Source organism: Actinosynnema sp. CS-041913 (assembly GCF_050942485.1).
Classification (GTDB): Bacteria; Actinomycetota; Actinomycetes; order Mycobacteriales; family Pseudonocardiaceae; genus Actinosynnema.
In genome coordinates this window covers 5,450,369-5,475,602 of the sequence record NZ_CP192037.1, presented here as the reverse complement: position 1 = coordinate 5,475,602, position 25,234 = coordinate 5,450,369, and the positions used below count along the sequence as shown (strand labels likewise).

At 71.4% G+C, this 25,234-nt stretch carries 21 protein-coding genes; 9 read left to right on the top strand and 12 right to left on the bottom strand.

Going from position 1 to position 25,234, the window contains the following annotated elements; genetic code table 11:
* The first annotated feature begins 153 nt into the window (after positions 1 to 153).
* Positions 154 to 696 (top strand): cysteine hydrolase family protein, encoded by a 543-nt coding sequence (locus ACQPZF_RS24855; protein WP_433260711.1) that lies wholly within the window; start codon positions 154 to 156, stop codon positions 694 to 696.
* Between the two features lie 15 nt (positions 697 to 711).
* Here ACQPZF_RS24855 and ACQPZF_RS24850 read toward each other — a convergent pair whose 3' ends face one another.
* Genes ACQPZF_RS24850 through ACQPZF_RS24835 form a run of 4 tightly spaced genes read right to left on the bottom strand, consistent with a single transcriptional unit; the run spans position 712 to position 5,993 of the window.
* On the bottom strand, positions 712 to 2,484 hold the full coding sequence (locus ACQPZF_RS24850; protein WP_433260709.1) for a dipeptide ABC transporter ATP-binding protein: 1,773 nt from the start codon (positions 2,482 to 2,484) through the stop codon (positions 712 to 714).
* Between the two features lies 1 nt (position 2,485).
* On the bottom strand, positions 2,486 to 3,403 hold the full coding sequence (locus ACQPZF_RS24845; protein ID WP_433274674.1) for an ABC transporter permease: 918 nt from the start codon (positions 3,401 to 3,403) through the stop codon (positions 2,486 to 2,488).
* A 17-nt stretch (positions 3,404 to 3,420) separates the two neighbouring features.
* Complete coding sequence (locus tag ACQPZF_RS24840; protein ID WP_433260707.1) at positions 3,421 to 4,407, bottom strand: ABC transporter permease; 987 nt, start codon at positions 4,405 to 4,407, stop codon at positions 3,421 to 3,423.
* Positions 4,408 to 4,424: 17 nt separating this feature from the next.
* On the bottom strand, positions 4,425 to 5,993 hold the full coding sequence (locus tag ACQPZF_RS24835) for an ABC transporter substrate-binding protein (protein WP_433260706.1): 1,569 nt from the start codon (positions 5,991 to 5,993) through the stop codon (positions 4,425 to 4,427).
* Between the two features lie 206 nt (positions 5,994 to 6,199).
* On the opposite strand from ACQPZF_RS24835, the gene ACQPZF_RS24830 reads away from it, so the two are divergent.
* Complete coding sequence (locus tag ACQPZF_RS24830) at positions 6,200 to 6,664, top strand: hypothetical protein (protein ID WP_433260704.1); 465 nt, start codon at positions 6,200 to 6,202, stop codon at positions 6,662 to 6,664.
* Between the two features lie 72 nt (positions 6,665 to 6,736).
* On the opposite strand, the gene ACQPZF_RS24825 is transcribed toward ACQPZF_RS24830, so the two are convergent.
* Positions 6,737 to 7,768 carry a LacI family DNA-binding transcriptional regulator gene (locus ACQPZF_RS24825; RefSeq protein ID WP_433260702.1) on the bottom strand — a complete coding sequence of 344 codons (1,032 nt, stop codon included), beginning with the start codon at positions 7,766 to 7,768 and terminating at the stop codon, positions 6,737 to 6,739.
* Positions 7,769 to 8,093: 325 nt separating this feature from the next.
* Between ACQPZF_RS24825 and ACQPZF_RS24820 the strand changes: the two genes are divergently transcribed.
* Positions 8,094 to 8,483 carry an HNH endonuclease gene (locus ACQPZF_RS24820; RefSeq protein ID WP_433260700.1) on the top strand — a complete coding sequence of 130 codons (390 nt, stop codon included), beginning with the start codon at positions 8,094 to 8,096 and terminating at the stop codon, positions 8,481 to 8,483.
* A 102-nt stretch (positions 8,484 to 8,585) separates the two neighbouring features.
* On the opposite strand, the gene ACQPZF_RS24815 is transcribed toward ACQPZF_RS24820, so the two are convergent.
* Positions 8,586 to 9,680: an alpha/beta hydrolase family protein gene (locus tag ACQPZF_RS24815; protein ID WP_433260698.1), complete on the bottom strand. Its 1,095-nt coding sequence runs from the start codon at positions 9,678 to 9,680 to the stop codon at positions 8,586 to 8,588.
* 171 nt (positions 9,681 to 9,851) lie between these two features.
* Here ACQPZF_RS24815 and ACQPZF_RS24810 point away from each other — a divergent pair, with 171 nt between their 5' ends.
* Both ACQPZF_RS24810 and ACQPZF_RS24805 read left to right on the top strand, forming a co-directional pair.
* A complete protein-coding gene (locus ACQPZF_RS24810; RefSeq protein WP_433260696.1) occupies positions 9,852 to 11,216 on the top strand; it encodes a sensor histidine kinase in 1,365 nt (454 codons plus the stop codon).
* Positions 11,216 to 11,869 carry a response regulator transcription factor gene (locus tag ACQPZF_RS24805; protein ID WP_433260694.1) on the top strand — a complete coding sequence of 218 codons (654 nt, stop codon included), beginning with the start codon at positions 11,216 to 11,218 and terminating at the stop codon, positions 11,867 to 11,869. The genes ACQPZF_RS24810 and ACQPZF_RS24805 overlap by 1 nt, the downstream gene beginning before the upstream one ends.
* A 223-nt stretch (positions 11,870 to 12,092) precedes the next feature.
* On the opposite strand, the gene ACQPZF_RS24800 is transcribed toward ACQPZF_RS24805, so the two are convergent.
* A complete protein-coding gene (locus ACQPZF_RS24800; RefSeq protein ID WP_433260692.1) occupies positions 12,093 to 12,971 on the bottom strand; it encodes a LysR family transcriptional regulator in 879 nt (292 codons plus the stop codon).
* 80 nt (positions 12,972 to 13,051) lie between these two features.
* Between ACQPZF_RS24800 and ACQPZF_RS24795 the strand changes: the two genes are divergently transcribed.
* The 3 genes from ACQPZF_RS24795 (at position 13,052) to ACQPZF_RS24785 (ending at position 16,537) form a co-directional block, all read left to right on the top strand.
* Entirely contained in the window at positions 13,052 to 13,459 is a 408-nt protein-coding gene (locus ACQPZF_RS24795) for a hypothetical protein (protein ID WP_433260691.1), read from the top strand.
* Positions 13,456 to 15,024: a multicopper oxidase family protein gene (locus ACQPZF_RS24790; RefSeq protein WP_433274672.1), complete on the top strand. Its 1,569-nt coding sequence runs from the start codon at positions 13,456 to 13,458 to the stop codon at positions 15,022 to 15,024. Before ACQPZF_RS24795 ends, ACQPZF_RS24790 begins: the two co-directional genes overlap by 4 nt.
* A gap of 289 nt (positions 15,025 to 15,313) precedes the next feature.
* Complete coding sequence (locus tag ACQPZF_RS24785; protein WP_433260689.1) at positions 15,314 to 16,537, top strand: Fic family protein; 1,224 nt, start codon at positions 15,314 to 15,316, stop codon at positions 16,535 to 16,537.
* A 218-nt stretch (positions 16,538 to 16,755) separates the two neighbouring features.
* Here the strand turns inward: ACQPZF_RS24785 and ACQPZF_RS24780 are convergent, their stop codons facing one another.
* Entirely contained in the window at positions 16,756 to 17,835 is a 1,080-nt protein-coding gene (locus ACQPZF_RS24780; RefSeq protein ID WP_433260687.1) for a hypothetical protein, read from the bottom strand.
* A 352-nt stretch (positions 17,836 to 18,187) separates the two neighbouring features.
* On the opposite strand from ACQPZF_RS24780, the gene ligA reads away from it, so the two are divergent.
* Positions 18,188 to 20,179, top strand: coding sequence for an NAD-dependent DNA ligase LigA (gene ligA / locus ACQPZF_RS24775; RefSeq protein ID WP_433260685.1), 1,992 nt, complete (start codon positions 18,188 to 18,190; stop codon positions 20,177 to 20,179).
* Between the two features lie 99 nt (positions 20,180 to 20,278).
* Here the strand turns inward: ligA and ACQPZF_RS24770 are convergent, their stop codons facing one another.
* The 4 genes from ACQPZF_RS24770 to ACQPZF_RS24755 form a co-directional block, all read right to left on the bottom strand.
* The gene (locus ACQPZF_RS24770) at positions 20,279 to 21,460 is read right to left on the bottom strand and encodes a hypothetical protein (RefSeq protein WP_433260683.1); all 1,182 of its coding nucleotides are present in this window, start codon (positions 21,458 to 21,460) and stop codon (positions 20,279 to 20,281) included.
* A gap of 215 nt (positions 21,461 to 21,675) precedes the next feature.
* Positions 21,676 to 23,070: an amidohydrolase family protein gene (locus ACQPZF_RS24765; RefSeq protein ID WP_433260681.1), complete on the bottom strand. Its 1,395-nt coding sequence runs from the start codon at positions 23,068 to 23,070 to the stop codon at positions 21,676 to 21,678.
* Between the two features lie 115 nt (positions 23,071 to 23,185).
* On the bottom strand, positions 23,186 to 24,061 hold the full coding sequence (locus ACQPZF_RS24760) for a hypothetical protein (protein ID WP_433260679.1): 876 nt from the start codon (positions 24,059 to 24,061) through the stop codon (positions 23,186 to 23,188).
* 102 nt (positions 24,062 to 24,163) lie between these two features.
* Positions 24,164 to 25,201: a zinc-binding dehydrogenase gene (locus ACQPZF_RS24755; protein ID WP_433260677.1), complete on the bottom strand. Its 1,038-nt coding sequence runs from the start codon at positions 25,199 to 25,201 to the stop codon at positions 24,164 to 24,166.
* Positions 25,202 to 25,234 lie beyond the last annotated feature (33 nt).

Sequence of the window (25,234 nt, the reverse complement as noted above, 5' to 3'; positions counted from 1 at the left end):
CCCAACCGCTACCTGTACCGCCGCCGGGACGAGCGGGTCAAGGCGCGTGACCGCGGTCTGCCTGATCAGGCACAGTGCCCGATTACGCCCAACTCGTGTCGATTTTCACGACCGGTAGGTTGGTGGGATGGAGCGGCCGAACGGGAGCCTGTCATGACCACCGCACTGATCATCGGTGACCTCCAGCGTGGTATCACGGGCAACTACCCGTTCGCCAAGCAGGTCCTGCCGCCGCTCACCGACCTGCTCCCGCGCGCCCGCGCGGCCGGTGTCCTGGTGGTGTTCGTGCGCTTCGCCGTCCGGGGCAACGGGACCGACTTGCCGCCGGGCAACGCTCTGTTCAGGACGTTCTACGAAGCCGGGGACACCTTCCACGAGGGATCGGCCGGTACCGAGGTCGACCTGCCGGTGGCCGACGAGGACGTCGTCGTGCTGAAACGCCGCGCCAGCGCGTTCGCCGGCACGGATCTCGACCTGGTGCTCCGCGCCGGCGGCGTCGACAGCGTCGTGGTCGCAGGCGTCGCGACCAGCGCGATGGTGGCCGCGACGTGCTACGACGCGGCGGATCGCGGCTACCGGGTGACCGTGCTGCGGGACGGTTGCGCCGACGGCGATCCGGCCATGCACGACTTCTTCATGGACGCCGTCTTCCCCAGTCGGGGATTCGGGGTCGTTCCCTGCTCCGAGTGGTCTTAGCTCGTCCTCCAAGCGCTAAACGGCGGGTTCGAAGGTATCGGGCACCTCAAGCGTGGCGGCGATGAGACTCTGCGTGTAAGGGTGCGAAGGCGTGGTGAGCACGGGATCGGCCGCGCCCGACTCCACGACCCGCCCTTGGCTCAGCACGACGACGCTGTCCGCGATGCTGCGCACGACGGCCAGGTTGTGGGTGACGAAGATCATCGACAGGCCGTCGCCCAAGAGTGAACGCAGCAGTTCCACCACGGACGCCTGCACCGACACGTCCAGCGCGGACGTCACCTCGTCGCAGATGAGCAGTTTCGGCTCGCACACGAGGGCACGGGCGATCGCGACCCGCTGCCGCTGCCCTCCGGACAGTTCGGACGGGTAGCGGCCGGCGAGCTGCGAGGAGATCTCGACGCGCTCAAGCGCCTCCCGCACCCGCGTCCTGGCCTCGCGCGCGCTCACGCCGAAATAGTGCTGTAGTGGCACGACGAGGCTGCTCTCCACGCTGCGATGGGGATTGAGCGAGCCGTAAGGGTTCTGGAAGACGTACTGCAACTCGCGGCGCGTCTCTTTGCTGCGTTTTCCCGCTATGGCTGGAACTTGGCGACCCTCGAACGTCAGCGTCCCCTCCTGCTCCTCGTGCAGGCCCACGAGGCAACGCGACATCGTGGTCTTGCCGCTGCCCGACTCGCCGACGAGGGCCAGGCACTCGCCCCGGGCGAGGCCGAACGACACGTCGAAGAGGATCTGCCTGCCGCCGTACCCGGCGTTCAGACCGGAGACCGAGAACACGGCCTGTCCATCGGCGACCACGTTCGTCTCGTCCGCGCGCGGCAGGACTCGCGGTGTCCGCACCACCTCGTCCGTGCGCAGGCATCGTGCCAGCGTTCCCGACGGCCCCGGCACGAGCTCGGGGTGCTTCTCCCCGCATTCGGCCACGGCGTGGGCACAACGCGGCGCGAAGACACATCCCGGCCGGCTCTCGTCGGCACTGGGGGCACGTCCGGGGATCGGGACGAGTCGGTGCCGGTGGGTCGCGGAGGGCACCGCGGCCAGCAGCGCGCGGGTGTACGGGTGGGCGGCGCGGATGAGCACGTCCCGGTCGGTGCCGCTCTCGACCACCTCGCCCCCGTACATGACGGTGACGTAGTCGGCGACGTCGGCCACGACGGCGAGGTCGTGGGAGACGTAGATCGCCGCCATGTCGTGTTCCCGGCAGAGTTCGCGCACCATTTCGAGCACCCGGGCCTGGGTGGAGACGTCGAGCCCGGTGGTCGGCTCGTCGAGCACGATCAGGCGCGGTCCGGCCGCGATCGCCATCGCGATGGCAACGCGCTGCTGCTGACCACCGGACAGTTGCCGGGGACGGCGCTTGAGGAACGCGTCGTCGCTCGGCAGCCCCACGGCCTTGAGCAGCGGCCGGACGCGGGACAGCGCCTCGCGCGCGGGCAACCGCAGCCCCTCGGTGAGCTGGGTCGCCAGGCTCAGGCTCGGGTTCAGCGCGGTCGCCGGGTCCTGTGGGACATAGGCGACCTTGCTCCCCCGTGCGCGACGCAACTGCCCTTCCGGCAGGGCGAGCAGGTCGACGCCGTCGACGACCACTCGTCCGCCGGTGATCGTCGCGCCCTTCCGCGCGAACCCCAGCAGCGCGAGCGCGAGTGTGCTCTTGCCGGAGCCCGACTCGCCGACCACGCCCATGACCTCGCCCCGGCCGAGTTCGAAACCGATGTCGCGGACGATGTCGCTGCCCGTGGCGTCGACCGTCACGGTGACGCCGGAGACCCGCACCTCCTTCGCCACGTCAGTTCTTCCCTTCCGTGCGGCCGACCGTCCTGGCGACGGATTCGGCGATGAGGTTGCCCCCGAGCGCCATCATGAGGATCAGCGCGATCGGCGCGAGCACCGGGAGGGGAGCGATCGAGAGGCCGTCCTGGTTCTCGCCGACCATCAGGCCCCAGTCCGCCGCCGGCGGGGCGATGCCGAACCCGAGGTAGCTCAGCGAGGCGATCGCCGAGACCGCCCAGACGAGCCGCATGCCGGTCTCCACCATGAGCGGCGAGGTCACGCCGGGCAAAACCTCCCGGAGGAGGATCCGCGTCGCCGGCAGCCCGTTCGCCCGCGCCCAGAGCACGTACTCGCTGCCGATCACCGGCAGTGCCGCGCCGCGCATCACGCGGGAGACGCCGGGCACGAACGCCACTCCGACGAGCACCGCGGTCAGCAGCGTGCTCCGGCCGAGCATGGACACGAACAGGAGCACGAAGATGATCTCGGGAAAGCTCAACAGGACGTCCATGGCCCGCATCAGCACCGTGTCGACGGCTCCGCCCCGGTAGGCGGCGGTGAGGCCGACGAGACAGCCGAGGAACACGCCGAGACCCGCGGCGAGCAACGCCATCCACGTCAGGTTGAGGCCCCCGTGGAGCAGGCGGCTCAGCACGTCCCGGCCGAGGATGTCGGTGCCCAGCAGGAACTTCCCGCCCGGCCCCGCCAACGGCTGCCCGACGATGGCGTCCGGGGCATGGGGCGCGGGCAACGGCCCGAGCACGACCACCAGTCCGACCGCCGTGAGCAGCACGAGCCCGAGCCGGGCCGGTCCGGTGCGGAGGGCACGGCCGAGCACGGAGAGGCCGCTCTTCCCACCCGCCACGGCGACAGCGCCCGCCGCGTCCCCGATCAGCGGAGTCTCCGGCACCGGCAGGCCGGGTGTCTGATTCATCGTCACTGCCTGCTCCTTCATCGCGACCTGCTCATGGCCGCGAAGACGTCCGCAAGGAGGTTGAAGACGTAGTACGCGGTGGCGAGGATGAGGATGGACGCCTGCATCACGGGCAGGTCGTGGGAATTCACCGCGCTGACCACCGCCGTCCCGAGGCCCGGGTAGGAGTACACGTACTCGACCACGACGACGCCCGTGATGGTGACCGCGGCGACGAGGCTGGCCGCCGGAAGGCTTGCCGCGATCGCGTTGGGCAGGGCGTGTCGGAACAGGATGCGGCGACCGCTGAGTCCCTTCAGGATCGCCGTCTGCACGTACTCGCTGTTCATCGCGTCGATGAACGAGGCGCGAACCAGGCGCCCGAGGTACATGACACCCATGAGCGTCAGGGTGGTGACCGGCAGGACGAGTTCCGCCGGGTACCACCAGGGCAGGTCTCCGGGCGGGATGTTCGAGACGCCCGGCAGCACGCCGAGCACCGACGTGGCGAAGAACGCGATCAGCAGCATTCCCACGACGAAGGCCGGGAGCGCGGTGAACAGCGAGGACACCGCGACGAAAGCCTTGTCGAAGGCGCTGTCGCGCCGGTAGGCGCTGAGGACGCCGATGACCACGGCGAGCGGGAGGATCAGGACCATCGAGATGAGGCCGAGGGTGAACGAGTTGAACATCCTCGGCCCGATGATGTCGACCACGGGCTCGCCGTTCTCCAGGGAGGTGCCCATCTCCCCGGTGAGCACGCCGGAGAGCCACTGCCAGTACTGGGCGACGAGCGACCGGTCGAGCCCGAGCTGCCGGCGGAGGGCCGCCACCTGCTCGACGGTCGCGTCCTTGCCCAGGATGATCCGCGCCACGTCGCCCGGCAGCGCCTGCGTCACGAGGAAGAGCAGCACCGACACCAGGAACAGCACGAGCACGCCGAGAACGAGCCGACCTGCCAGCCACCGGATCGTGGTGCTCCTCGCACCCGGCGGCGAACCGCGATGGAGAGTGCGTATCCGCATCGTCAGTCGGGACATGGTCAGCCGCCGACCGTCACGTTCGTCAGGAAGGACAGCGGGCGGCCGTTCACGTCCGGCACCAGCCCGCTGACGTTGCTGCGGTAGGGCATCAGCACGTTGACGAACGCGGGCACGATGGTCGCCCCCTGCTGGTGCTCGATCACGTGCATCCGGTTCATGATCGAGCACTGCTGCGGCTCGGGCGCGACGAAGAGCTGGTCGGCGAGCCCCACGAAGTCGGCGTTGTCCCAGTGCGTGGCGTTCCCGACCCGGTCCGGGAGGAGGCCGCCGATCACGGTCGGCAGGTAGGGGATCGGGTTGAAGTCGATGAACGCCGGCCACTGGCCCCACTTCGACAGCAGCTCCGGCACCGTGACGATGTTGACGTCGACCTTCACGCCCGCCTTCGCGGCGTTCTCGGAGAACACCTGGGCCAGTTCCTGCATGCCGGGCAGGAGTCCGTCGGTGGTGACGGCGAACGACAGGCCGCTCTGGCCCGCCTCGGCGAGGAGCTTCTTCGCCTGCTCGATGTCCTGCGCGCGCTGGGTGATCTCCGGTGTGCCGCACTGCGGCGTGCCGCCCTCGTGGTCGTTCGCCACCCGCGCGTACCCGCCGAACGCGTTGGACACGACCTGTTCCCGGTCGACCAGGAGGCGCAGCGCCTGGCGCACCCGCACGTCGTCGAAGGGAGCCACGGTGGTGTTGAAGCCGATCCGCAGCGTGAAGTCGCCCTTGCTGTCGAGGAGTTCGATGTCGTCCCGGCCCGCGAGCGACTTCGCGATGGTCGGGGTCGCGCCCGAGGCGATGTCGACCTGGTTGGAGAGCAGGGCGTTCGCCTGCGCCTGCTGGCTCGGGAACTCCACGATGTCGATCGTGCCGAGCTTGGGCCGGTCACCCCAGTGGCCGTCGAACCGCTCCAATGTGGACTGTCGTCCGGCGGAGAAGCTCTTGACCGCGAACGGTCCGGTGCCGATCGGCTGCTCGGGCACCGAGCCCGCCTTGGTCATGGGCAGCAGGACGTTCGCCCAGATGTCCTTGAAGGGTGCGAAGGGCTCGCTCAACCCGACCCGGACGGTCAGCTCGTCCACCGCCGCCACGGCGTCCGGGTCGATCTTCTCGATGAACGCCAGCCCCTGGACGGCGTGCGCGGGGTCGCGCAGGTACTTGATGCTCGCCACCACGTCGGCGGAGGTGAAGCCGCTCCCGTCGGTGAACTCGACGCCGGGGCGGAGCTTGATCGTCCACTCGCTGAAGTCCGCGTTCGGGGTCATGTCGGTGGCGAGGCGCCACTCGACCTTGCCCGTGGGGTCCAGGCGGGTGAGGCCCTCGTACAGCAGGGCGCTGCGGAGCTGCTGGGTGGGGCTCTGGTTGCTCGCGTAGGGGTTCAGGCTCTCGCCGGGGTCGGTGGCGGCGGCGATGCGGAGCGTGCCGCTCCCACCGTCCCCGGCCCGTTCCGGAGGAGCGCAGCCCGTGAGCGCCGCCGCGGCGAGGACGACACCGGCGGTGACGCCGAGCAGCCTGGACGAGGGGCGTCCGGCCGGCCTGCCCGACCCGACGGCGTGCCGGGGGCGTGGGGGTCTGCGCGACATTGGGCAACTCCAGTTCCGAAGGCGGATGGTCTGGGTTCTAAGCCGTTAGACCGTGCCCCCCCGCGCTCGGTCCCGGATGAACTGCGCCACACAGTACGTCGGCTTCCGGCAGGACGGAAGAGGTTCCGGAGGATCTATCTAATCGTTTAGAACGTTGCTAGCCTCGGCGCCGACCGCCCAGGGCGACCACCGGAGGAAGAGGGACGATGACCAGTCCGTACGAACACCTGTTCGTCAGGAAGATGCAGAGCTGTATCGACGACCTCGTCAACGAGGGAGCCGCCGCCGACATCGTGGAGCCGGACAACGTGGGCCCCGCGCTCGCCCTCATGCGCTCGCAGGAGGTGCCCCAGAGCAAGATCCACCTGACCTACACGTGGATCAGCGAGTGCGACACCCCCGTGCAGTGGGTGAAGGAGCACGAGCACGACTACGACGAGGTCCTGATCTGGCACGGCAACGACCCGGACAACGTGGACGACCTCGGCGCGGAGATCTACCTGGACATCGAGGGCGTCCGGCACACGATCACCACGAGCGGCTCGGTCTACCTGCCCGCGGGCGTCCGCCACTGCCCGCTCGGCTTCAACCGCGTCGACCGCCCGTTCCGGTTCAGCGCCCTGTCCTTGAGCCCGAACTACGGGTCGGACGAGCACACGCCCAAGCCGTAGGCCTGGTCGGACAGCGTCAGCCCCGCCGTGTGCTCGCGTGGCGGGGCCGGCGCGACCCGGACACCGCGGGAATCACCCGTCGGCGGCTGTGCCGTGCTCGCAACCGCACGTCACGCCGATGCTGAGCGTGCCGTCCAACACCACCGAAGCCCCCGGACCTTCGCCTTCGTCCACGGCGTCCAGGGCGTCGAAGGCGCGGACCGCCAGCTCCTCCAGCGGCAGGCTGATGGTGGTGAGCGGGAAGCTCCCGAGCCGTGCCTCGCGGATGCCGTCGAAGCCCACCACGGCGAGGTCATCCGGCACGCGCAGCCCCAGGTTCGTCGCCGTGCGGATCGTCACGAGCGCCTGCTCGTCGGTCGTGGCGTAGATCGCGCGCGGCCGGTGCTCGCTTTCGAGGACGTGCCGCACCGCCCTCTCCACCTCCACCCGGTCGAAGAGGGCACGGATGAGCCTACCTTCCGTGGGCAGTCCGGCGTCCTCCATCGCCTGGCGCCAGCCGCCTTCCCGGCCTTGCGCCGGACCCTCCTCGATTGCTCCGGCCACGCAGAAGATGTCCTGGTAGCCGTGTCGGAGCAGGTGCTCCACGACGAGCTTCGCGCCCTGGAAGTCGTTGAAGGTCACGCTCGGCGAGGTGGTGTCGGGCGCGGCCCACTGCACGTAGACCCTGGGCGTCCCGTCCTCCTGTCGGGGCTCCTCGCCGGTCGTCACGAAGATCCCGCGTGGTCGCAGCTCCGAGAACGCCTTGCCGTATTCGTCCCCGAGGGACGAGTGGTAGCCGGTGTTGCCGAGCAGGGTGAGCAGGCCTCGGCGACGCCCCTCCGCCTCGATGCAGCGCGAGAGTTCGCCGAAGAAGGCGTTCGCGGTGTCGGGCACCAGCAGCCCGACGAGGTTGGACCGGCCACCGCTCAACGCGCCCGCGAGGGGGTTGCGCCGGTAGCCGAGCATCCGGATGGCTTCTTCGACCTTGATCCGCGTCTTGTCCGAAACCGGCCGGGGCCCGCCGTTGAGGACGTAGCTGACGACGGCCGTCGATGTCCCCGCGAGGCGTCCGACGTCGTGGAGGGTGGGCCTGCGCGCAGGACTCGCCGTGCTCTTCGGTCCCACGCTCCTGCTCCCTGTCACTTCCGTAGCCGCGCCGGTGTTCCGGATATCGCCTGTGACGTGGTCACACCCTTACTTTAGAGCACGCGAGGCGGCTCACCGCCGGACGCGTTTTCGACAGCGTGCCCGCCCTGCCGGGAAGGACTACGGGTCGAGGCGGCGTCGGGCGGCCAAGGCGTCAGAGCTTACTCGACACGCGTCTTCCAGCGTCCGCCCTGGTAGTCACACGTCTACTCAGGCGGGTGGTTGTCTCTACCGCTCTGTCCTTTGTGGAACCGCTCGCCGGCTGCCCGTCCGCCCTGACCGGGGGGCTGGGTACGCTGTCCGGATGGCGGTCAACCGAAGTCGAAAGGCCCGTGCCGCTCGCCGACGCCAACGCCGGATGGACCGCGTCGAGCACGACCTGACCGACGAGCAGTGGACCGCGCTCCGGACCGCCTGGGGCGGGTGCGCGTACTGCGGCGCGACCGACCAGCCGCTGCAACGGGACTGCGTGCTGGCCCTCTCGCGCGGCGGGCGCTACACCCTCGACAACATCGTGCCCGCCTGCCGTGCGTGCAACACGAGCAAGTGCAACGCCGAGGTCACCGGCTGGCTGCGGCGGAAGCGGCTGGACGAGCGGGCGTTCCTGTTGCGGCACTTCGAGGTTCGGGCGGCACTCGGGCTGGGGCCCTCGGTGCAGCCGGACGCGGAGGCGGCGCCGGGGCGGTCCGGGTAGTCCGGGTCGTTCGCTCACGCCACTCTCCCGGATCGGGCGGACTGCCAGGCCAGCGGGAGGATCGACCGGACGCCGCGCGACGTTACGAGTCGTCGCCCCTGATCAACGGGCCGGGCTCACGAAGCGCACCTCGGGGAACCGGGGCGACGGCCCGTCCAGCAGCGGTTGGGGGCGGTGCCGCAGGTGCAGGTCGGCGAACGCGGCCAGGTAGGTGCGGATGATCTCGACCACCCGGGTGCCCGGCAGCGGCTGGGCGGGCAGGCCCAGCCATTCCACGATGACGGCGGCGTCGCTCGCCGAAGCGTGCTGCATGTCCGGCACCTGGAGCCAGTGCCGCCAGCCGGTCAGGCGCGGCCACGTTTGATCCCAGTCCGGGCGGTTCCCCGGACTCCGGTCCTCCGCGCTCACCAGGAGGAACGGGCGGGGCAGGTCCCGGGTGAAAGCCGGCTGGAACGATCCGTCGAGGTTGAACCCGGCGTCCACGCGCGGGTCCGCGAGCATCGTGGCGCCGGCGGCGGCCCCGCCGATCGAGTGGCCCCCGGCCGCGATCCGGTGCGGGTCGACCAGGTTCCGGTACCGGGCGAGCACGCGGTCCAGCACGAACGAGATGTCCAAGGCCCTACTGGCGGTGATCGCCGCGCCGCTCGCGCCGCCCTCGCACACCACGCACTCGGCCACGCGCCCGTCGGGGAACGTGACCGCCGCGCCCTCGTAGGTGTGGTCGACGCCGACCACGACATATCCGCGACTGGCCAAGTCCTCGGCCGGCGTCGTGAGCGTCCAGCGCGGGAACGCCAGGCCCGGCGACAGCACGACCAGCGGCAGCCGACGGGGTGTGCGCAGCGGCGGCGCTCCGGCCCGCGCGTGGGTGCGGACCCTGGTCAGCGCATCCGGAGGCACGTCGGTGATGCCGTATTGCTCCAACAGCAGCCGCGACTCCTCGGCGCTGGCGTACGGCACGCGGTCGCCGCGCGCCGTGGCGGCCGGGTACCACACCGAGACCATCAGCTCCCGTGGTCCGGTCGGCACCCACGGGTCGGTCCGGTCCTGGTCGACCAGGTGCAGTCGGTGCCAACCGACCGGGTGGTGCCCGGTCGGCGCGGGCAGCACCAACTCGCCCGGCGAGGCGCCGGCCGGCGCGACGAGCGCCGCAGCCGCCACCACACCGGCGATCACCGTCATGAATGTGCGTACCACTCGCGTATCTCCTTGTCGGGTCGGGTTTCGCGACCACACCGCCGGCTCGGCGGTGATCACCGCGTCGACGCTAGGGATGCCGACCCCGCTGGGGCATTGGACTTCCGACAGGCAGGCACCCTTACTTTCGTCGGGGGCACGGCGACCGCCCCGGTTTGTATCGTGGGTCCGGTGCGACACCGGCGAGCAGACCTGTGCTGGGCGCCGCCGCTGCTCCTGTCGGCCGGGCTGTCCCTCTCGGTGGTGCTGACCTTCGACGGCGGCGGCTGGCTGCTGTTGCCGATGGCCGTGCTGGCGTACCCGGCGGGCCGGTGGATGGCGTCCCTCCCGCTCGCGCTGTGGGTGTTCACCGCCGTGACGTTCACCGGCCTGGCGCTCGCGTTCCGGCTCTCGCCCGACCCGATCGCCGGCTGGCTCTCGGTGGTGTCGGCGGAGTTCACCGCCTCGGTGCTGCCGTGGTGGGTCGGCCGCTACCGGCGGCTGCGCGCCGAACAACGCGCGCGTGAGCGCGGCATCGTCGCCGATCAGGCCCGGTTGCGCGAGCGGGCTCGGATCGCGCAGGACATGCACGACTCGCTCGGGCACGAACTGGCGCTGATCGCGCTGCACGGCGGCGCGCTGGAACTCGCGACCGGGCTCACCGACGAGCAGCGCCGGTCCGCGGGCGAGCTGCGGGCCGGCGCGGTCCGGGCCACCCACCGGCTGCACGAGATCATCCGGGTGCTCGGCCGCGCGGACGCCGCGGCCGACCTCCATCCGGCGGACGAGAGCATCGACGCCCTGGTCCGGCGCGCCGCCGCGGCCGGCCTGCGGGTGCAGTTCCGGCACCACGGCCCGGTCCCGGCCTGGTCGCCGATGACCAGCCAGGCAGCCCACCGCGTGGTCCAGGAGTCGCTGACCAACGCCACCCGGCACGCGCCGGGCGCGCAGGTGACCGTCACGCTTACCCGGCAGGACACCGGCACCCGCGTCGAGGTCGTCAACGACGCGGCGGCGCGACCGGGTGCCGGCACGGGGGCCGGGCAGGGGCTGATCGGGTTGGACGAGCGGGTCCGGCTGGCCGGCGGCCGGCTCGCGGCGGGCCCCCGGCCGGACGGCGGCTGGACGGTGCGCGCGGTGCTGCCCGACGACACGGCGCCGCGCGAGGACGGCCCTCCCGGTGTCGGACTCGGCGTCAGCAGGCGGCTGACCCGACGCCGACTGCTCCAGACCGCGGCGCTGCCGGTCGGCGGCGGGCTCGCGCTGATCGCGTCACTCGTCGTCGTGCAGCAGCTCACCGCCACGCGGACCGGGCTCGCGGACGACCGGTACGAGGAACTGCGGCCCGGCCGGGCACGCGCGGACATCGAGCGGCTGCTGCCGCCGCACGACATCGGCCGGACGCCGAGAGTGATCGAAGCGCCACCACGACCGGCCGACGCGAGCTGCGTCTACTACCAGGCCGGCGACGGGCTGCTCGATGTCGGTCCGGACGTCTACCAGTTGTGTTTCGTGGCCGGTGTGCTGGTGTCGAAGGCCCGGTTGGAGCAGGCGTAGTGATCCGGGTGCTGCTGGCCGACGACGAGGCGATGGTGCGGGCCGGTGTGCGGGCGATCCTGGCCACCGACGGCGGCATCGAGGTCGTCGCCGAGGCCGCCGACGGGCGGCAGGCCGTGGAGTTGGCGCGTGCGCACCGCCCGCAGGTGGCGTTGCTGGACATCCGGATGCCCGGACTCGACGGCCTCGCCGCAGCCGCCGGGATCGCCGCGGTGGCACCGGCGACGAGAGTCGTCATGCTCACCACGTTCGGCCAGGACGACTACATCGCGCACGCTCTCGGCGGCGGCGCGGCCGGGTTCCTGCTCAAGGCGTCCGACCCGCGTGAGCTGATCACGGCCGTGCACGCCGTCGCGGCCGGGGCGGCGTTCCTGTCACCGGCCGTCGCCCACCGCGTCATCCGCGACTACCGCGACATGGGTGTCTCGGCGACCCGAGCACGCCAACGGATGCACACCCTGACCGAACGCGAACGCGACGTCCTCGCACTGCTCGGGGCCGGGCGCTCCAACGCCGAGATCGCCCACACCCTGCACATCGTGGAGGGAACGGTGAAGGCCCACGTCAGCTCCATCCTGGACAAGCTCGACGCACGCAACCGGGTCCAGGCCGCCATCCTCGCCTACGAGGCCGGCCTGACCGCACCGCCCTGACGGCACCGCCCTGACGGCACCGCCCTGACGGCACCGCCCTGACGGCACCGCCCTGACGGCACCGCCCTGACGGCACCGCCCTGACGGCACCGCCCTGACGGCACCGCCCTGACGGCACCGCCCTGACGGCACCGCCCTGACGGCACCGCCCTGACGGCACCGCCCTGACGGCACCGCCCTGACGGCACCGCCCTGACGGCACCGCCCTGACGGCGCGCACCGCTCATCGCGTGGGGAAGTGCTCGATCGTGTGGTCGCGGAAGCGTTGCGCGGCGGCGGAGAGGTACGTGTCCCGCCGCCACGCCACGGTGAGGACCCGGTGGCAGTCCGGATCGTCGACGTCCAACCACGCCACGGTCCCGCTGGTGTCGGAGCGCCGGCCGGTGGCCGGCACGAGCCCGATGCCGAGGCCGACGCCCATGAGGTGGAACAGCACCGCCGGTTCGTCGCCCTCGCACACGATGCGGGGTTCGAGGCCGGCTTTGGCGAAGAGTCGTTCGGCGAGTTCCCGTTGCCAGTAGCCGACCCGGGTCGTGATGAGGGGTTCGCCGGCCAGGTCGGGGATGCCGACGTGCCGGCGTTCGGCGAGCCGGTGTCCGACCGGCACGCACAGCAGCACGGGTTCGTCCACGAGCACGCGACTCCGGATCTCCGGGCCGGTCAGGGGCTGCGAGGCGACGCACAGGTCGACGTCGCCGTTCCGAAGCTGTTCCGCCATCACCGCCGCCGACGACTGGCGCAGCCGCACGTCGACCAGCGGGTGGTCGGCGATGAACGACCGGAGCACTTCGGTGAGGGGCAACAGGGTCTCGGCGGCGACGGACACGGTGCCGCGTTCGAGACCGGCGGCGTCGGAGAGTTCCTGACGGGCATCGTCCAGTTCGGCCAGTGCCCGGTCGACGCGCCGGAGGAACGCGGCGCCGAAGCGGTTGAGCCGGATGCGGCGGCCGTGCCGGTCGAACAGCGGCACGCCCAGGTCGTTCTCCAGCTTGGCCAGCGTCCGGCTGAGTGACGGCTGCGCGATCCGCAACCGGTCAGCGGCCCGGCCGACGTGCTCCAGCCGGGCGACCGCCTGGAAGTAGCGGAGTGCCAGGAGATCCACTGCTGATGCCTCTTCTGTTATGAACAGATGACTATTCTTGTCTTGGACAGTATAAGGCGGCAGATCCTACGGTCGGTCGCGTGAATGCAACCGTGATCCCGCGACGCCGGTCGGCGACCGGGGTGCTGCTGGTCAACCGGGTGCTCGTGAGCGCCCACGCCGTCGCGGTCAGCGGTCAGCCGGTGTTCGCCGGTGGCTACCTGAGCGGCGACTACGACATGCTCGGGCTGCACCGGTGGGGCGCCGACGTGGTGTCCTACCTGGGCTACGCGCAGGTCCTGGCGGCCCTGGTGCTGTGGCTGGCCGGCGGACCGCGATGGCTGTTCGGGGTCGGCCTGCTCGTCGCCGCGGGGGAGACCGGGCAGTACTTCGCCGGGCTCGCCGGCGTCCTCGACCTGCACGTGCCGCTCGGGGTCGCGCTGGTCGCCGCGATGGTGCTGACGACGGTCGCCGTGTGGCGTCCGCAGGCGTGGCGGGTGGGCCGATGAGCGGGCGGATTCCCCGGCGGACGTTCCTGGGGCTCACCGGCGGGGCCGGCCTCCTCCTCGCCGCCGGGCTGGCGGGACCGCGGCTCCTCGGCGCGGGCGCGCAGGGCACGGGCGAGTTGCTGCGCAGCGGGGTTCCGTTGCCGAAGCCGTTCCGGGTGCCGCTGCCGATCCCGCCGGTCCTCCGTCCACTGAGGACAGCCGACGCCGATCACTACACGATCACCCAGCGCGAGGCGACAGCGGAGATCCTGCCGGGCATCCGGACGCCGATCTGGGGGTACGACGGGACGTTCCCCGGGCCGACCATCGAGTCGCGGCGGGACCGGACGGCCGTGGTCCACCACCGCAACGAGCTCCCCGTGCCGACCGTGGTCCACCTGCACGGCGGGCGGACACCCGCCGACTCGGACGGCTACCCGACCGATCTCGTCCTGCCGGTGTCGGGTTGGGACGGTGGCCACCCGGCGCACGGTATGCACGATGCCCGCGCCCGTATCGCGCACGGCTCCCGCGACTACGTCTTCCCGCTGCGGCAACGTGCGGCGACCCTGTGGTACCACGACCACCGCATGGACTTCACCGGCCCGGCCGTGTACCGGGGGCTGGCCGGTTTCCACCTGGTCCGTGACGACGAGGAGGAGGCGCTGGGCCTCCCGGCAGGGGACCGCGAACTGCCGCTGATGATCGCCGACCGCGCCTTCGACGAGCACGGCGCGTTCTCGTACCCGTCCATCGACCGGACACTGCGGACCGTCCCCGGCGTCGAAGCTGAGTACGTGGAAGGCGTGTTCGGCGACGTCATCCTGGTCAACGGGGCGCCGTGGCCGGTGCACGAGGTAGCGGCGGCCCGGTACCGGCTCCGCATCCTCAACGCCTCCAACGCCCGCCGCTACGACCTCGCGCTGGAACCACCGCCGGCCGGCGGTGGCGGGCTCGTCCAGATCGGCAGCGACCAAGGGCTCCTGGACGCCCCGCGCAGCCACGACCACCTGCCGATCGGCCCGGCCGAGCGGTACGACGTCATCGTGGACTTCGGCCGGTACCCGGTCGGCACCCGGGTCACCCTGGTGAACCGCCTCGGCTCCGGTTCGACCGCGCAGGTCATGCGGTTCGTCGTCGCCCGCCACGCGCCGGACGAGAGCCGGATACCGCCGCGGCTCGGCGACATCGCTCCGCTCACCCGGTCGCAGGCCACCACGACCCGCGAGTTCTCGTTCCGCGCGGGCCGCGTCCACGGGCGTGCGGGCTGGGTGATCGGCGGCGAACCGTTCGCACCGGACCGGATGGCGGCCCGGCCGCGGCTGGGCGACGTGGAGGTCTGGCGGTTCGTCGCCGATCTGCACCACCCCGTCCACCTGCACCTGGTGGGTTTCCACATCCTCTCGCGCGGCGGTGGTCCACCCGGACCGTTCGACGCCGGCGTCAAGGACACCGTCGACCTGGGTCCGGGCCAGGCGGTCGAGGTCATCACCCGCTTCGACGGCTACCCCGGCCGCTACGTGTTCCACTGCCACAACGCCGAGCACGAGGACATGGCGATGATGGCGAACTTCGAGGTGACCTGATCAATCGTCACCCGACCGAGTGAAGTTCTCATTCCCGGCGCGCGGGAATACCGGGGTAGCGGTAGCGCCGTGACGAATGCCCCCGACGTCCGGTGGATGCCCCGTCAACCGCAATTCTGCGTATTCGCTGGGTTGTCGTAGTTCTCTGACGTGCAGGGATGCTCTTGCTAGCCGGGGCACGGCACTTCTCGGCGCGCGGGCGGCTGTTCGGGGCCGTGGTGTCGCGAATCCTGATCAGCGCCAGTCGAGCAGTTGCGCGATTTTGCTCGAATGCTCCACGATTCGCCCCATGTCTTCTGGGGCGTCGCCGTACGGCGAGTGGGTCGAGCCGGGCGACGTCTCCGCGGTGCCCGAGCAGTTGCGCGGGGAGCGGGCGTTCGCGCCGTCCTCGCTGCCCGCCGACATCGTCCTGTCCACCGCGGCCCACCGGGAACTGGCGAACGCCGAGCACGCGGTCGGACGGGTGGACGAGGCGGTGCACCGGCTGCCGGACCGCGAGATGTTCGTGCTCTGCACCCGGTTCCGCGAGGTGCGCAGTTCGGCGGAGCTGGTCGGCGTGGACGCGTCGATGCTGGAGACCTGGCTGGTCGACCTGATGCTGACGCGCGCGGCGGAGGGGGTGGGCGATCCCGAGGAGGTCGTCCTGGACCGGAATCCGGTAGGCCGGTTCATCCTCGCCTCCCGGTACGGCGCGGACCGGCTGGCGGCCGGGGCGGCGATCGACCTGGAGCTGTTGGGTGCGGTCAGCGCGAGGCTGACCGGGCGCGGGCCGCGGTCGCTGGAGGACGGACTGCGCGCTTACCAAGGGTGGTTGGGGCCGACCCCGGACCAGGCGTACGTGCTGACCATGCCGCCGGGGGAACGCCTTGGCCGGGCGCTGGCGGAGTGGTCGGCCTGGGTGGGGCGACCGCATCCGCTGTCGCGGGTCGGCCGGATCGCGCTCGGGCACCTGCACCTGGAGCTGTTGCAGCCCTATCCCGAGGCGAACGGCCACCTGGCCCGGATCTACAGCTCCCTCGCGATGGTGCGCTCCGGGCTGGTCCGCGCCCAGGTGCTGCCGTTGGCGTCGTGGCCCGCCGCGCGCGGGAAGGGTTACCACGCCCGGATACGGGCGGTCGTGGAGGGCGGCCCGGTCGAGGAGTGGATCACCTTCTACGCCGACGGCGTGCGCACCCAGGCGGAGGAGCAGTTGCGCCTGATGGACGACATGGGGCGGCTGCGGCAGGTGCTGCTGGAGCGGGCCGGGGGTTCCCCGGCCGTGCAGCGCGTGGTGGCGGGCCTGGTCACCGCGCCGGTGACCAGCAACCGGGGTTTGGAGGCGGCCTACGGCTTCTCCGACTACACCGCTTCCCAGGTGACCCGTCACCTGGTCGGGAAGGGAATCCTGGAGGTCGTCGACGACAAGTCTTACAACAAGGTCTTCGTGTGCCACGAGGTGCTCGACCTGTTCACGGTGCAGCGCCCGCCCGCCCCCGAGACCGACGAGAACCTGTTCGACCCACCCCCGGACTGACCGTCCCCGAACCGAAAAGACCTCGACACGATCATGACCCGACCTCCTGCCCGCCGCCGCCTCCGGTTAGGCCGTCCGCCCCGCCGGATCGCCCGCGGCACCGGCCGCCATCGCCGCCGGCGGTCGACTTCGGTGTGGCGCAAGCTCTTCAGGGCGGTGAAACCGGTGCTCACGTTGATCCAGGTCGCGTGGACGCTGGTCAATCTCTGGTGGGACCGCTAGTCCGGGGCTTCCGGCAGCGGTTGCCCGTCGGGGACGCCGAGCAGGCCGCGGATACGGTCCGCGGTCTGCCCGTCGGTGCCGTCCACGAGGCGTAACGCGGCGTGGAAGCGTCTGCGTGCCGCGGTCCACGCGCCCAGTCGCCAGTGCGCGCGCCCCAAGGTCTCCAGTGCGGCGGCGTGTTCCCCGGTGGGGAAGGCGGGCAGTTTCGCGATGTCGCGGACCGTTCGGTGAAGCTGTTCCGCCGCGTCCCGGTCGCGTCCCACGGCGAACAACGCCGAGCCGTTGGCCGCCGACGTCCGCGCGATACCGACTTCGTCTCCGCGCCGTCGGTAGAGCGACAGCAGCCGCGGGTAGCAGTCCAACTCGCTGGAGCCGCGTCGCGCCGCCCGGTACACCGCCGCGCGGTGCCACAGCACGTCGATCATGCCGTCGACGTCGTCCAGTCTCTTCCACGCCATCCACTCGCGCACCCCGTGCGCTTCCGCCGTGGCGAAATCGCCCCGGTCGGCGAACCACTGCGCGCTCAACCGCAACAACCGGGCGAAGGTCCGCGGCTCGCGGGCGTCGATCGCGGCCCGGGTGCCGGCGTCGGTCAGGCCGGCCGCCCACCGGTCGTCCACGTCGGCCGGCGCGCAGATCCACAGGCGTGCCGCCAACGCGACCGCCAACGACCGCATCCGTGCCCTGCCGCACGCGCGCACCGCGGCCGACGCCGAAACCAGGTGGCGGCGCAGCCAGGACGTGGCGTGTGCCGGATCGGGGAACCGCATCGGCGGCAGGACCACGGTGTCGGGCTCGTAGTCGAAGCCCTGCACCGGACGCCCCAGTGCCTGGCACACGGCGTCCAGGGATAACAGCAGGTCCTCGCCGATACGACGGGCCACCGACCGCGCGGGATCACGCCACGGGTCGGGCAGCGGCGGCGGCGCGGGCGCCCAGCCGAACAGGTCGTCCCCGAGCTTGACCACTCCCTCGGTCCGGTCGTGGAGCGACGCCGGCACCGAGCCGAGCTGTGTGGGGTCCAGGTTCGCGCCGGCCGCCAGCACGCGAGCCGGCAACTCGGTGCTGTCGAGCACCTGAAAACTGTGGAGCAGGTCGATGCGGGTCGGTGATCTGTCCCACGCCTGGCTCACCAGCAACAACTCCTCAGTCGACCTCGACCCGTCGCTTCGGCCCCGCCTCTCCAGCCCTCCGCCGCGTTCGAAACCGGACTGCGCTCCGCACCGATCATGCAGTGCCACCGCCCCGAACGGATCCCCCCGTCGCCCATTCGACCCAGCAACCGTAGCCCCCGGGGGACCACCCGGAACCAGTCGGGCGACAGCGCGCAAGTTCTTCCACACATGATCAACACTGTCAACCCGACCGGGTGACAGCCCACCGGTCGCGGCACGTGTTCTGTCGGTGGGCGCAGGTAGCGTTCGCGGCGTGGACGCTGTGGAACGGATCCGGGAACTGGCCGACCAGGTCGTGGTGCTGCGTGACGCCTACTACCGCGGTTCGCCGTTGGTGGCGGACGCCGAGTACGACGCGATCGAGGACGAGCTGCGGGGTTTGATCGAGGCGAACCCGGAGCTGGCGCCGGACCCGAACCCGCTGGAGCAGGTGGGCGCGCCGGCGGTGCTGCACGCGCCGGTCCGGCACTCGCGGCCGATGCTGTCGCTGGAGAAGGCGACCCGGCCCGAGCAGGTCGCCGCGTTCTTCGACCGCTTCCCCGGCCAGCCGGTGGTGGTCATGCCGAAGCTGGACGGGCTGTCGCTGGCGCTGGTCTACGAGGAGGGGAGGCTCGCACGGGCGGTCACCCGCGGCGACGGGACCACCGGCGACGACGTGACGCCACTGGTCAGAGCCCTGGTCGACGGCGTCCCGGAGCGGATCGACGCGCCCGGCCGGGTCGAGGTGCGCGGTGAGGCGGTGATGCTGCGCTCGACCTTCGCCGCCTACAACGAGGCGCACCCGGACAAGCCGCTGATCAACCCGCGCAACGCCGCCGCCGGCACGCTGCGCGCCAAGGACCCGGCCACGGTCGCCGAACGCCGGCTGAGGTTCTTCGGGTTCGACCTGGACACCTCGGCCGGGGGCGCCGCCGCCGACCTGGAGGAGGGCCTGCGCACCCTCGGGTTCGACGTCGCCGAGATGCGGCACTGCGCCGACGCGGCGGCGTCGCAGGCCGTGATCACCCGGATCGAGCAGGGGCGCAACGACCTCGACTACGACCTGGACGGCGCGGTGCTGCGGCTGGCGAACCGGGACGCCTTCGCCGCCGCCGGCACCCGGTCGAGTTCGCCCCGCGGCGCGCTGGCCTACAAGTTCGCCGCCGAGGAGAAGACCACGGTGCTGTCCGATGTGGTCTGGGACGTGGGCAAGACCGGCAAGATCGCCCCGGTGGCCCAGTTGGAGCCGGTGTTCGTGGGCGGCACGACGGTCACCCGCGCGACGCTGGCCAACCAGGAGGTGATCCGGGCGCGCGGCATCCGCATCGGTGATGTCGTGCTGGTCCGCCGCGCGGGCGACGTGATCCCGTTCGTCGCCGGGGTGTTGGACGAGTCGAAGCGCACGGGGGCGGAGCGGGAGATCGTGCCGCCCGCCGCGTGCCCGTCGTGCGGGCAGGCGCTGACCGAGCAGGGCAACAGCCGGGAGCTGTTCTGCACCAACGTCGCCTGCCCCGCCCAGACCGTGCGGCGGCTGATCCACTGGGCGTCCCGGGCCGCGGCGGACATCGAGGCGGTCGGTCCGGTGTGGATCGAACGGCTCGCCGAGGCCGGCCTGCTGGAACACCCGTCGGACTTCTACGCCCTGACCAGGGAACAGCTATTGGAGTTCGAGCGCATCGGCGAGGTCTCGGCCGCGCGCATGATCGAGTCGATCGCCCACAGCCGCGGCGTGGGGCTGCGCCGGGCGCTGATCGGTCTGGCGATCCCGATGGCGTCGGAGGGCACCGCCACCCGACTGTGCCGCGCGGGGTTCGGCTCGCTGGAGGAGGTCGCCGACGCCGGCGAGGAACGCCTGGTGGCAGTGGAGGACATCGGCCCGAAGGTCGCGTCGTCGCTGATCGAGCACCTGACCCGGCTGCGGCCCGAACTGGAACGGCTGCGGCAGCGCGGCGTTTCCCTGGACGTGCGCGAAGAAGACCTGCCGCCCGTCGTCGCGTCCGACGCGCCGCTGGCCGACCGGACGGTGGTGATCACCGGGGCGATCAGCGACCCGCGCTCCGGCGAGAAAGTCCCCCGCCCCACCTTCCAGAGGCTGTGCGAGAAGGCCGGCGCGACCATCGCGTCGTCGGTGTCGGCGAACACCGATCTGCTCATCACCGGAGCCGAGGTCGGTGCGAGCAAGATCGCCAAGGCCGAGAAGCTCGGCGTCGAGGTCGTGGACCAGGGCGTCGTCTGGCAACAGCTCATCGACGCCAAGGTGGTCTAGCGGGACGGGATTGGAGTCGGCGGTGGGGCCGATCGACGGCCCCACCGCGTGCGTGACGACCCACGAGGGCTTGCGGTTCGGCCGAGTCCTCCGCCAGGGCTACCCGCCCAGGTGGCTCGAATACCAGCCGGTCCGGACGCCGCAGCTAATTCCGCCCAGGCACCATTCCTGCACCACGACCACTCGGGAGTTCCCGCTGATGACGGGGGACGTCGAGTACGTCTTGCCGGGGCGCGGGTCGGCGAAGAGCGTCGTCCGCCCGGTCGCCTGGTCGAAGACGTGCGCACGGGCCGAGGCGAAGTACTTGTCGGCGCGGTTCCCGCTCATCAGGGTGTAGCCGATCAGGTTCCCGTCGGGACTGACGGAGTGCAGGCGCATGGACCACGTCTCGTCGACTCGCCACGACCGCAGCGGCACCGGGGTGGCGCCCGGTGTGGTGGAGACCTTCCTGATCTCGATCTGCTCGCCGTTGACGAGGGTGAAGAAGACCCACTTGCCGTCGCCGCTGAGCCGGTAACTGCTGTCCGGCGTGGCTTCCGGCAGTGTCCGCAGCGCACCGGTGGTGGTGTCGAGGAGCGTCACCAGCGTGGGCTCCTTGGACGTCGCCCGGTACTTGAACACCAACTTGGTGGCGTCGTCGGACACGAACAGCCCGCTGGGGCGGTAGCAGCCGGTGAAGAAGTCGCCGCATTCCAGCAGGACCTTCGTCTCGCCGGAGACGAGGTCGTGGCGGGTGATCCGGTTGCCCGACCGTTCGCCGAGACTGGTCCAGGTCAGCGAGCGGTTGTCGCGGGACAGGGTGATCGACTCGATGAACCACCGCCACGGCTCGGTCACGACGCGCCGGACGCCGGACGACAGGTCGCGGTAGAACAGCGACGGCTCCTCGGAGTCACCGCTGGAGTAGGCGAAGGTCGTGCCGTCCCAACCGATCGCGCCGTACCGCCAGTCGGCGCGCTGCGGGGTGCCGTCCTCCTTCAGGCTCACGAGGAGAGTCGATCCGGTCTGCAAGTCCTTGCGCACCAGGTACCCACCGGTCCAAGTGGGCGTCCGGTACGGCTCGGGCACCATGTTGCTGTTGGTGCGCACGTAAAGCAGCGCATACCGGCCGTTGCCGGAGAGCGCGACGGAATTGATCTCGCCGCCCTCGGACTCCGGGTTGCCGGCGGCGTCGGTGTCGACCCTGGTCAGGTGTCCACCTCCGGCGTCGGCGGGTTGTGCCGTGGCGACTCCGGCCGGTGCCGTCGTGGCGATGCCCGCGGCGACCGCGGCCAACACCACGATTACATTCCGTAGTCTTCCCATCACGGTCCTTTCAGGAGTTTGATTTTTCAACTAAGTGTGGCAGGACACCGGGTGCCCGAAAGGGAACTCTTTCCGCTGGTGCGTGCGGGTGCGCACGGCAGGCCGGCTTCGAGCCGGGCCACGGGGTTCGGGCGCGCTGGGCCGTACGAGGGTGGGAGCGCTGGGCCGTACGAGGGTGGGCGCGGTGAGGCTCAGCGGGTCGCGAGCAGGTCGGCCGCGTCGAACAGTCGTCCGCCTCGCGCTACCTGGTCGATGAAGTGCAGGTTGGTCAGGTCCGCGAGCGGGTCCGCCGACAGGATCACCAGGTCGGCGAGCTTGCCCGGCGCCAGGCGGCCCCGGTCGTGCCGCCCGAGCATCCGCGCCGCGCCGAGCGTCGCCCCGCGGAGGACCCGCAGCGGGCTCAGCCCGGCAGCGCCGTTCCGGACCAGTTCGAACTGGCTGCCGATGCCCAGCGCCTCGCCGAACGACCCGCCGTCGGAGCCGAACGTGAGGTTGGCGCCGCTGCGCGACACCGGCTCGACGTTGGCCCGCAGCGTCGGCAGGAACGAGCGCACCTCGGCCGGGTCGACCAGCGACTCGATCGCCGCGATGGCCTCCGGACCGCGCAGCGCGTCGTAGGTAGCGGCCGGCACGAGGCCCTGCCGGTCGTACGCCTGCTGCCGGCCGACGGTGTCGACCACGTCGCCGAACACCTCGAAGATCACGACGGTGCTCACGTAGGACGCTCCGGTCCGGCCCAGCAGCCGGACGAACTCCCGGTCCACCGGCTCGTCCAGCACCCCGTGCAGCAGACCGGCGGCACCGGCCTCCAGCGCCTGGGCGGCCAGCCGCCTGGCCGGCGCGTGGAAGAACACCTTGAGCCCGTGCCGGCGCGCGGCCGTGACGATTGCCGCCTGCACGTCCTCGGGCATGGTCGCCAGCCGGTTGCGGCCCCAGGCCCAGTCGTCGTTGGCCGCTTTGACGGCGTCCACGCCGGCCTCGGCCAGCTTGCCCACGACCTCGAAGGCGTGCTCCGGGTCGGTGACCACCAGGGTCTCCGGCAGGTCGAAGTCGGCCCACCCACCGGGGCTGCCGAGCATCGGTCCGGTGCCGAGGTACCGCGGCGACGGCGCGCCCGCCGCCGAGTGCTCCTTGAGCCTCGCGAAGTTGGCCAGCGACACGAAGGGGTCGAACACCGTGGTGTAGCCGAACCCCAGCAGCCTGGACAGGTTCGCCGCACGCTCCTCGAACGTGGCGCCGCCGAGGTGGTGGTGTGCCTCGATCAGACCGGGGATCACGAACCTGCCCCGCCCGTCGACCACATCGGTGTTCGGCGGCAGGGGGACCGCGGCCCGCCTGCCGACCCGGACGACACGGTCACCGCTTATCAGCACGGTGGCGTCGGACACCGGCCGGACGCCGTCGAACACCGTCGCGCCGACGATCGCCCAAGTGCGCGACAGCGACCGCGGCACCGCCGCGGCGACCGAGGACAGGGTGCCGGCAGCGAGCACTCCGCCGGCGCCCGCGAGCAGCGCCCGGCGGCCGAACGCGCGACCGGTGGCCGGGGATGCGGCGGATGGATCGACACCGTGGAATCGGCACATCGGTGGCCCCCTGCATCCAGTCGGCACGAAGCCGGGTCGGCGGCACCCCCGCGACCAGGCCGGTGGAACCACGGTACCGGGACGGCCGTGGTCCCCAGAGCAAGTCGCCGACTGCTCAGACGACCAAATACTGCTGTCCGGGCATGAAGTCGCCGAGCGGGACCGCCTCGGCTCCCGCCGCCAGCACCGCCGCGGTGAACGGGTCTCCGGCGTGCATCGCCAGCAGCAGCGAGTCGGCGCCGAACCAGTGGCGGTCCAGCACGTCCTGCCTGGCCTGGGGCATGCTCTCGTTGAGCGCCCAGTTCGAGATGAACAGGTCCGCGTCCACTTCCGTCGCGCCGACCAGGCCTATCGGCACGAGGTTGACACACCCGCCGATCGGCCGCACCGGCGCGGCGTCGTGCAGCACGATCCGCTCCTCGCCGAACACCGCGCTCAGGTAGAGCCACTGCACGGCGCTGAAGATCGGGGTGTCGAAGATGACGCAGGTCGGCTCACCGCGGTGCATGGCGACGATCAGACGCATCAGGGCGCCGAACCCGCCGCCCCACTCCACGATCGTGGCGGCGTCGTCGATCCGCCGTCCGGTCGCCTCCTGGTAGCGCAGCAGGTGGAAAAGCTGGTGCACGGTGTTCGCCGAGGTCCGGACGCCACTGCCCGGCAACGGCACCGTCGGGGGCTCGCCGACCGACGGTTCGGCGAGCAGGCGCTCGTCGGTGAGCCGCGAACGCACATAGGGCAACTCGTGCGGCAGCACCCGCTCGTTGACGAACATCTGGAACGCGATCGACGGATGGCGCAGGAAGTCCACCGGCGGAACGGGCAGCAGGTCGCGTTCCAATTCGGCGTTGCGCAGCACCCAGTCCGGCCGCACGTACCGCGCGTCCACGCAGTGCCGCACCGCGGCCACCCGCTCGGCGAAGCGCTGGGCCGGCTCGGCGAACGCGGCGTCACCGCGCGGCGTGCGCTGTCGGTCGTCCGGTGAGTGCATGTCGATTCGCTACCCCGTGCACGGCGTGCGAAACCGCTGTTCCGCGGCACCAGTCCGCCGTGGCCATCCGCGCGGCACGGGCTTGGTTTTCCGACCGGGCATTCAAGGACGGACGAGAACCTTGAGCGCCTCGCGGTCGGCCATGGCTTCGTACCCGGTCGGGACGTCCGGCAGGTCGACCGTGTGGCTGAACACCCGACCGGGTTCGACGGCGCCGTCGAGGACGTCGGGCAGGAGTTGTTCGATATAGGCACGGGCCGGTGTCAGGCCGCCGGTGAGGGTTATGCCGCGGTCGAACATCGCGTCGAAGCCCACCGGCCCCTCGGTGTACTGCGGGACGCCGACCCTGCTCACCACTCCACCGTCGCGCACGACGCCGAACGCCGTTTCCAGCGCGAGGCTGCTGCCGACGCACTCCAGCACCCGGTGCGTGCCGTGGCCGCCGGTCAGTTCGCGGACCCTCGCCACGCCCTCCTCGCCGCGTTCGACGACGACGTCCGTGGCGCCGAACTCCAGACCGAGGCGGCCCCTGTCGGCGTGGCGGCTCATCAGCGTGATCCGCTCGGCACCGAGCCGGCGGGCGGCCAGCACCGCCGACAGGCCGACCGCGCCGTCGCCGATCACGGTCACCGAGGTGCGCGGGGTGACGGCGGCGGTCGTCGCGGCGTGGTGGCCGGTGGCGTAGACGTCGGCCAGGGTGAGCAGTGAGGACAGCAGTGCCGAGTCCTCGCCGACCGGCGCCTTGACCAGCGTGCCGGGGGCCTGGGGCACCCGCACGGCTTCGGCTTGGCCGCCGTCGACGCCGTCCATGCCGAAGACGCCGCCGTGCGGGCAGGAAGTGTGCAGGCGGTCGGCGCAGTACTCGCACGTGTTGTCCGCGAAGGCGAACGGCGCGATCACCAGGTCTCCTACCGCCGGCCCCGACACGTCGTCACCGGTGTCCTCCACGATGCCCACGAACTCGTGGCCGATCGGGTCGCCCGAGTCGGTGGCCGGTCGCGTCCGGTAGGGCAGCAGGTCGCTGCCGCAGATGGCCGAGCGCAGGACCCGCACCACGGCGTCGGTCGGTTCGCGCAACTCCGGGTCGGGCACGTCCTCCACGCGGACGTCCCCGGCGCCGTAGATCAGGCTTGCCCGCATGGGGGACCTCCGGTCGGGTGGGGGAACCGAGGC

What these genes read in the sequence shown, in the direction of transcription:
- ACQPZF_RS24755 (WP_433260677.1), bottom strand. Translation starts at nt 25,201, where the DNA reads ATGCGGGCAAGCCTGATCTACGGCGCCGGGGACGTCCGCGTGGAGGAC.
- ACQPZF_RS24835 (WP_433260706.1), bottom strand. Translation starts at nt 5,993, where the DNA reads ATGTCGCGCAGACCCCCACGCCCCCGGCACGCCGTCGGGTCGGGCAGG.
- ACQPZF_RS24785 (WP_433260689.1), top strand. Translation starts at nt 15,314, where the DNA reads ATGTCTTCTGGGGCGTCGCCGTACGGCGAGTGGGTCGAGCCGGGCGAC.
- ACQPZF_RS24840 (WP_433260707.1), bottom strand. Translation starts at nt 4,407, where the DNA reads ATGCGGATACGCACTCTCCATCGCGGTTCGCCGCCGGGTGCGAGGAGC.
- ACQPZF_RS24845 (WP_433274674.1), bottom strand. Translation starts at nt 3,403, where the DNA reads ATGAATCAGACACCCGGCCTGCCGGTGCCGGAGACTCCGCTGATCGGG.
- ACQPZF_RS24790 (WP_433274672.1), top strand. Translation starts at nt 13,456, where the DNA reads ATGAGCGGGCGGATTCCCCGGCGGACGTTCCTGGGGCTCACCGGCGGG.
- ACQPZF_RS24760 (WP_433260679.1), bottom strand. Translation starts at nt 24,061, where the DNA reads ATGCACTCACCGGACGACCGACAGCGCACGCCGCGCGGTGACGCCGCG.
- ACQPZF_RS24830 (WP_433260704.1), top strand. Translation starts at nt 6,200, where the DNA reads ATGACCAGTCCGTACGAACACCTGTTCGTCAGGAAGATGCAGAGCTGT.
- ACQPZF_RS24820 (WP_433260700.1), top strand. Translation starts at nt 8,094, where the DNA reads ATGGCGGTCAACCGAAGTCGAAAGGCCCGTGCCGCTCGCCGACGCCAA.
- ACQPZF_RS24765 (WP_433260681.1), bottom strand. Translation starts at nt 23,070, where the DNA reads ATGTGCCGATTCCACGGTGTCGATCCATCCGCCGCATCCCCGGCCACC.
- ACQPZF_RS24855 (WP_433260711.1), top strand. Translation starts at nt 154, where the DNA reads ATGACCACCGCACTGATCATCGGTGACCTCCAGCGTGGTATCACGGGC.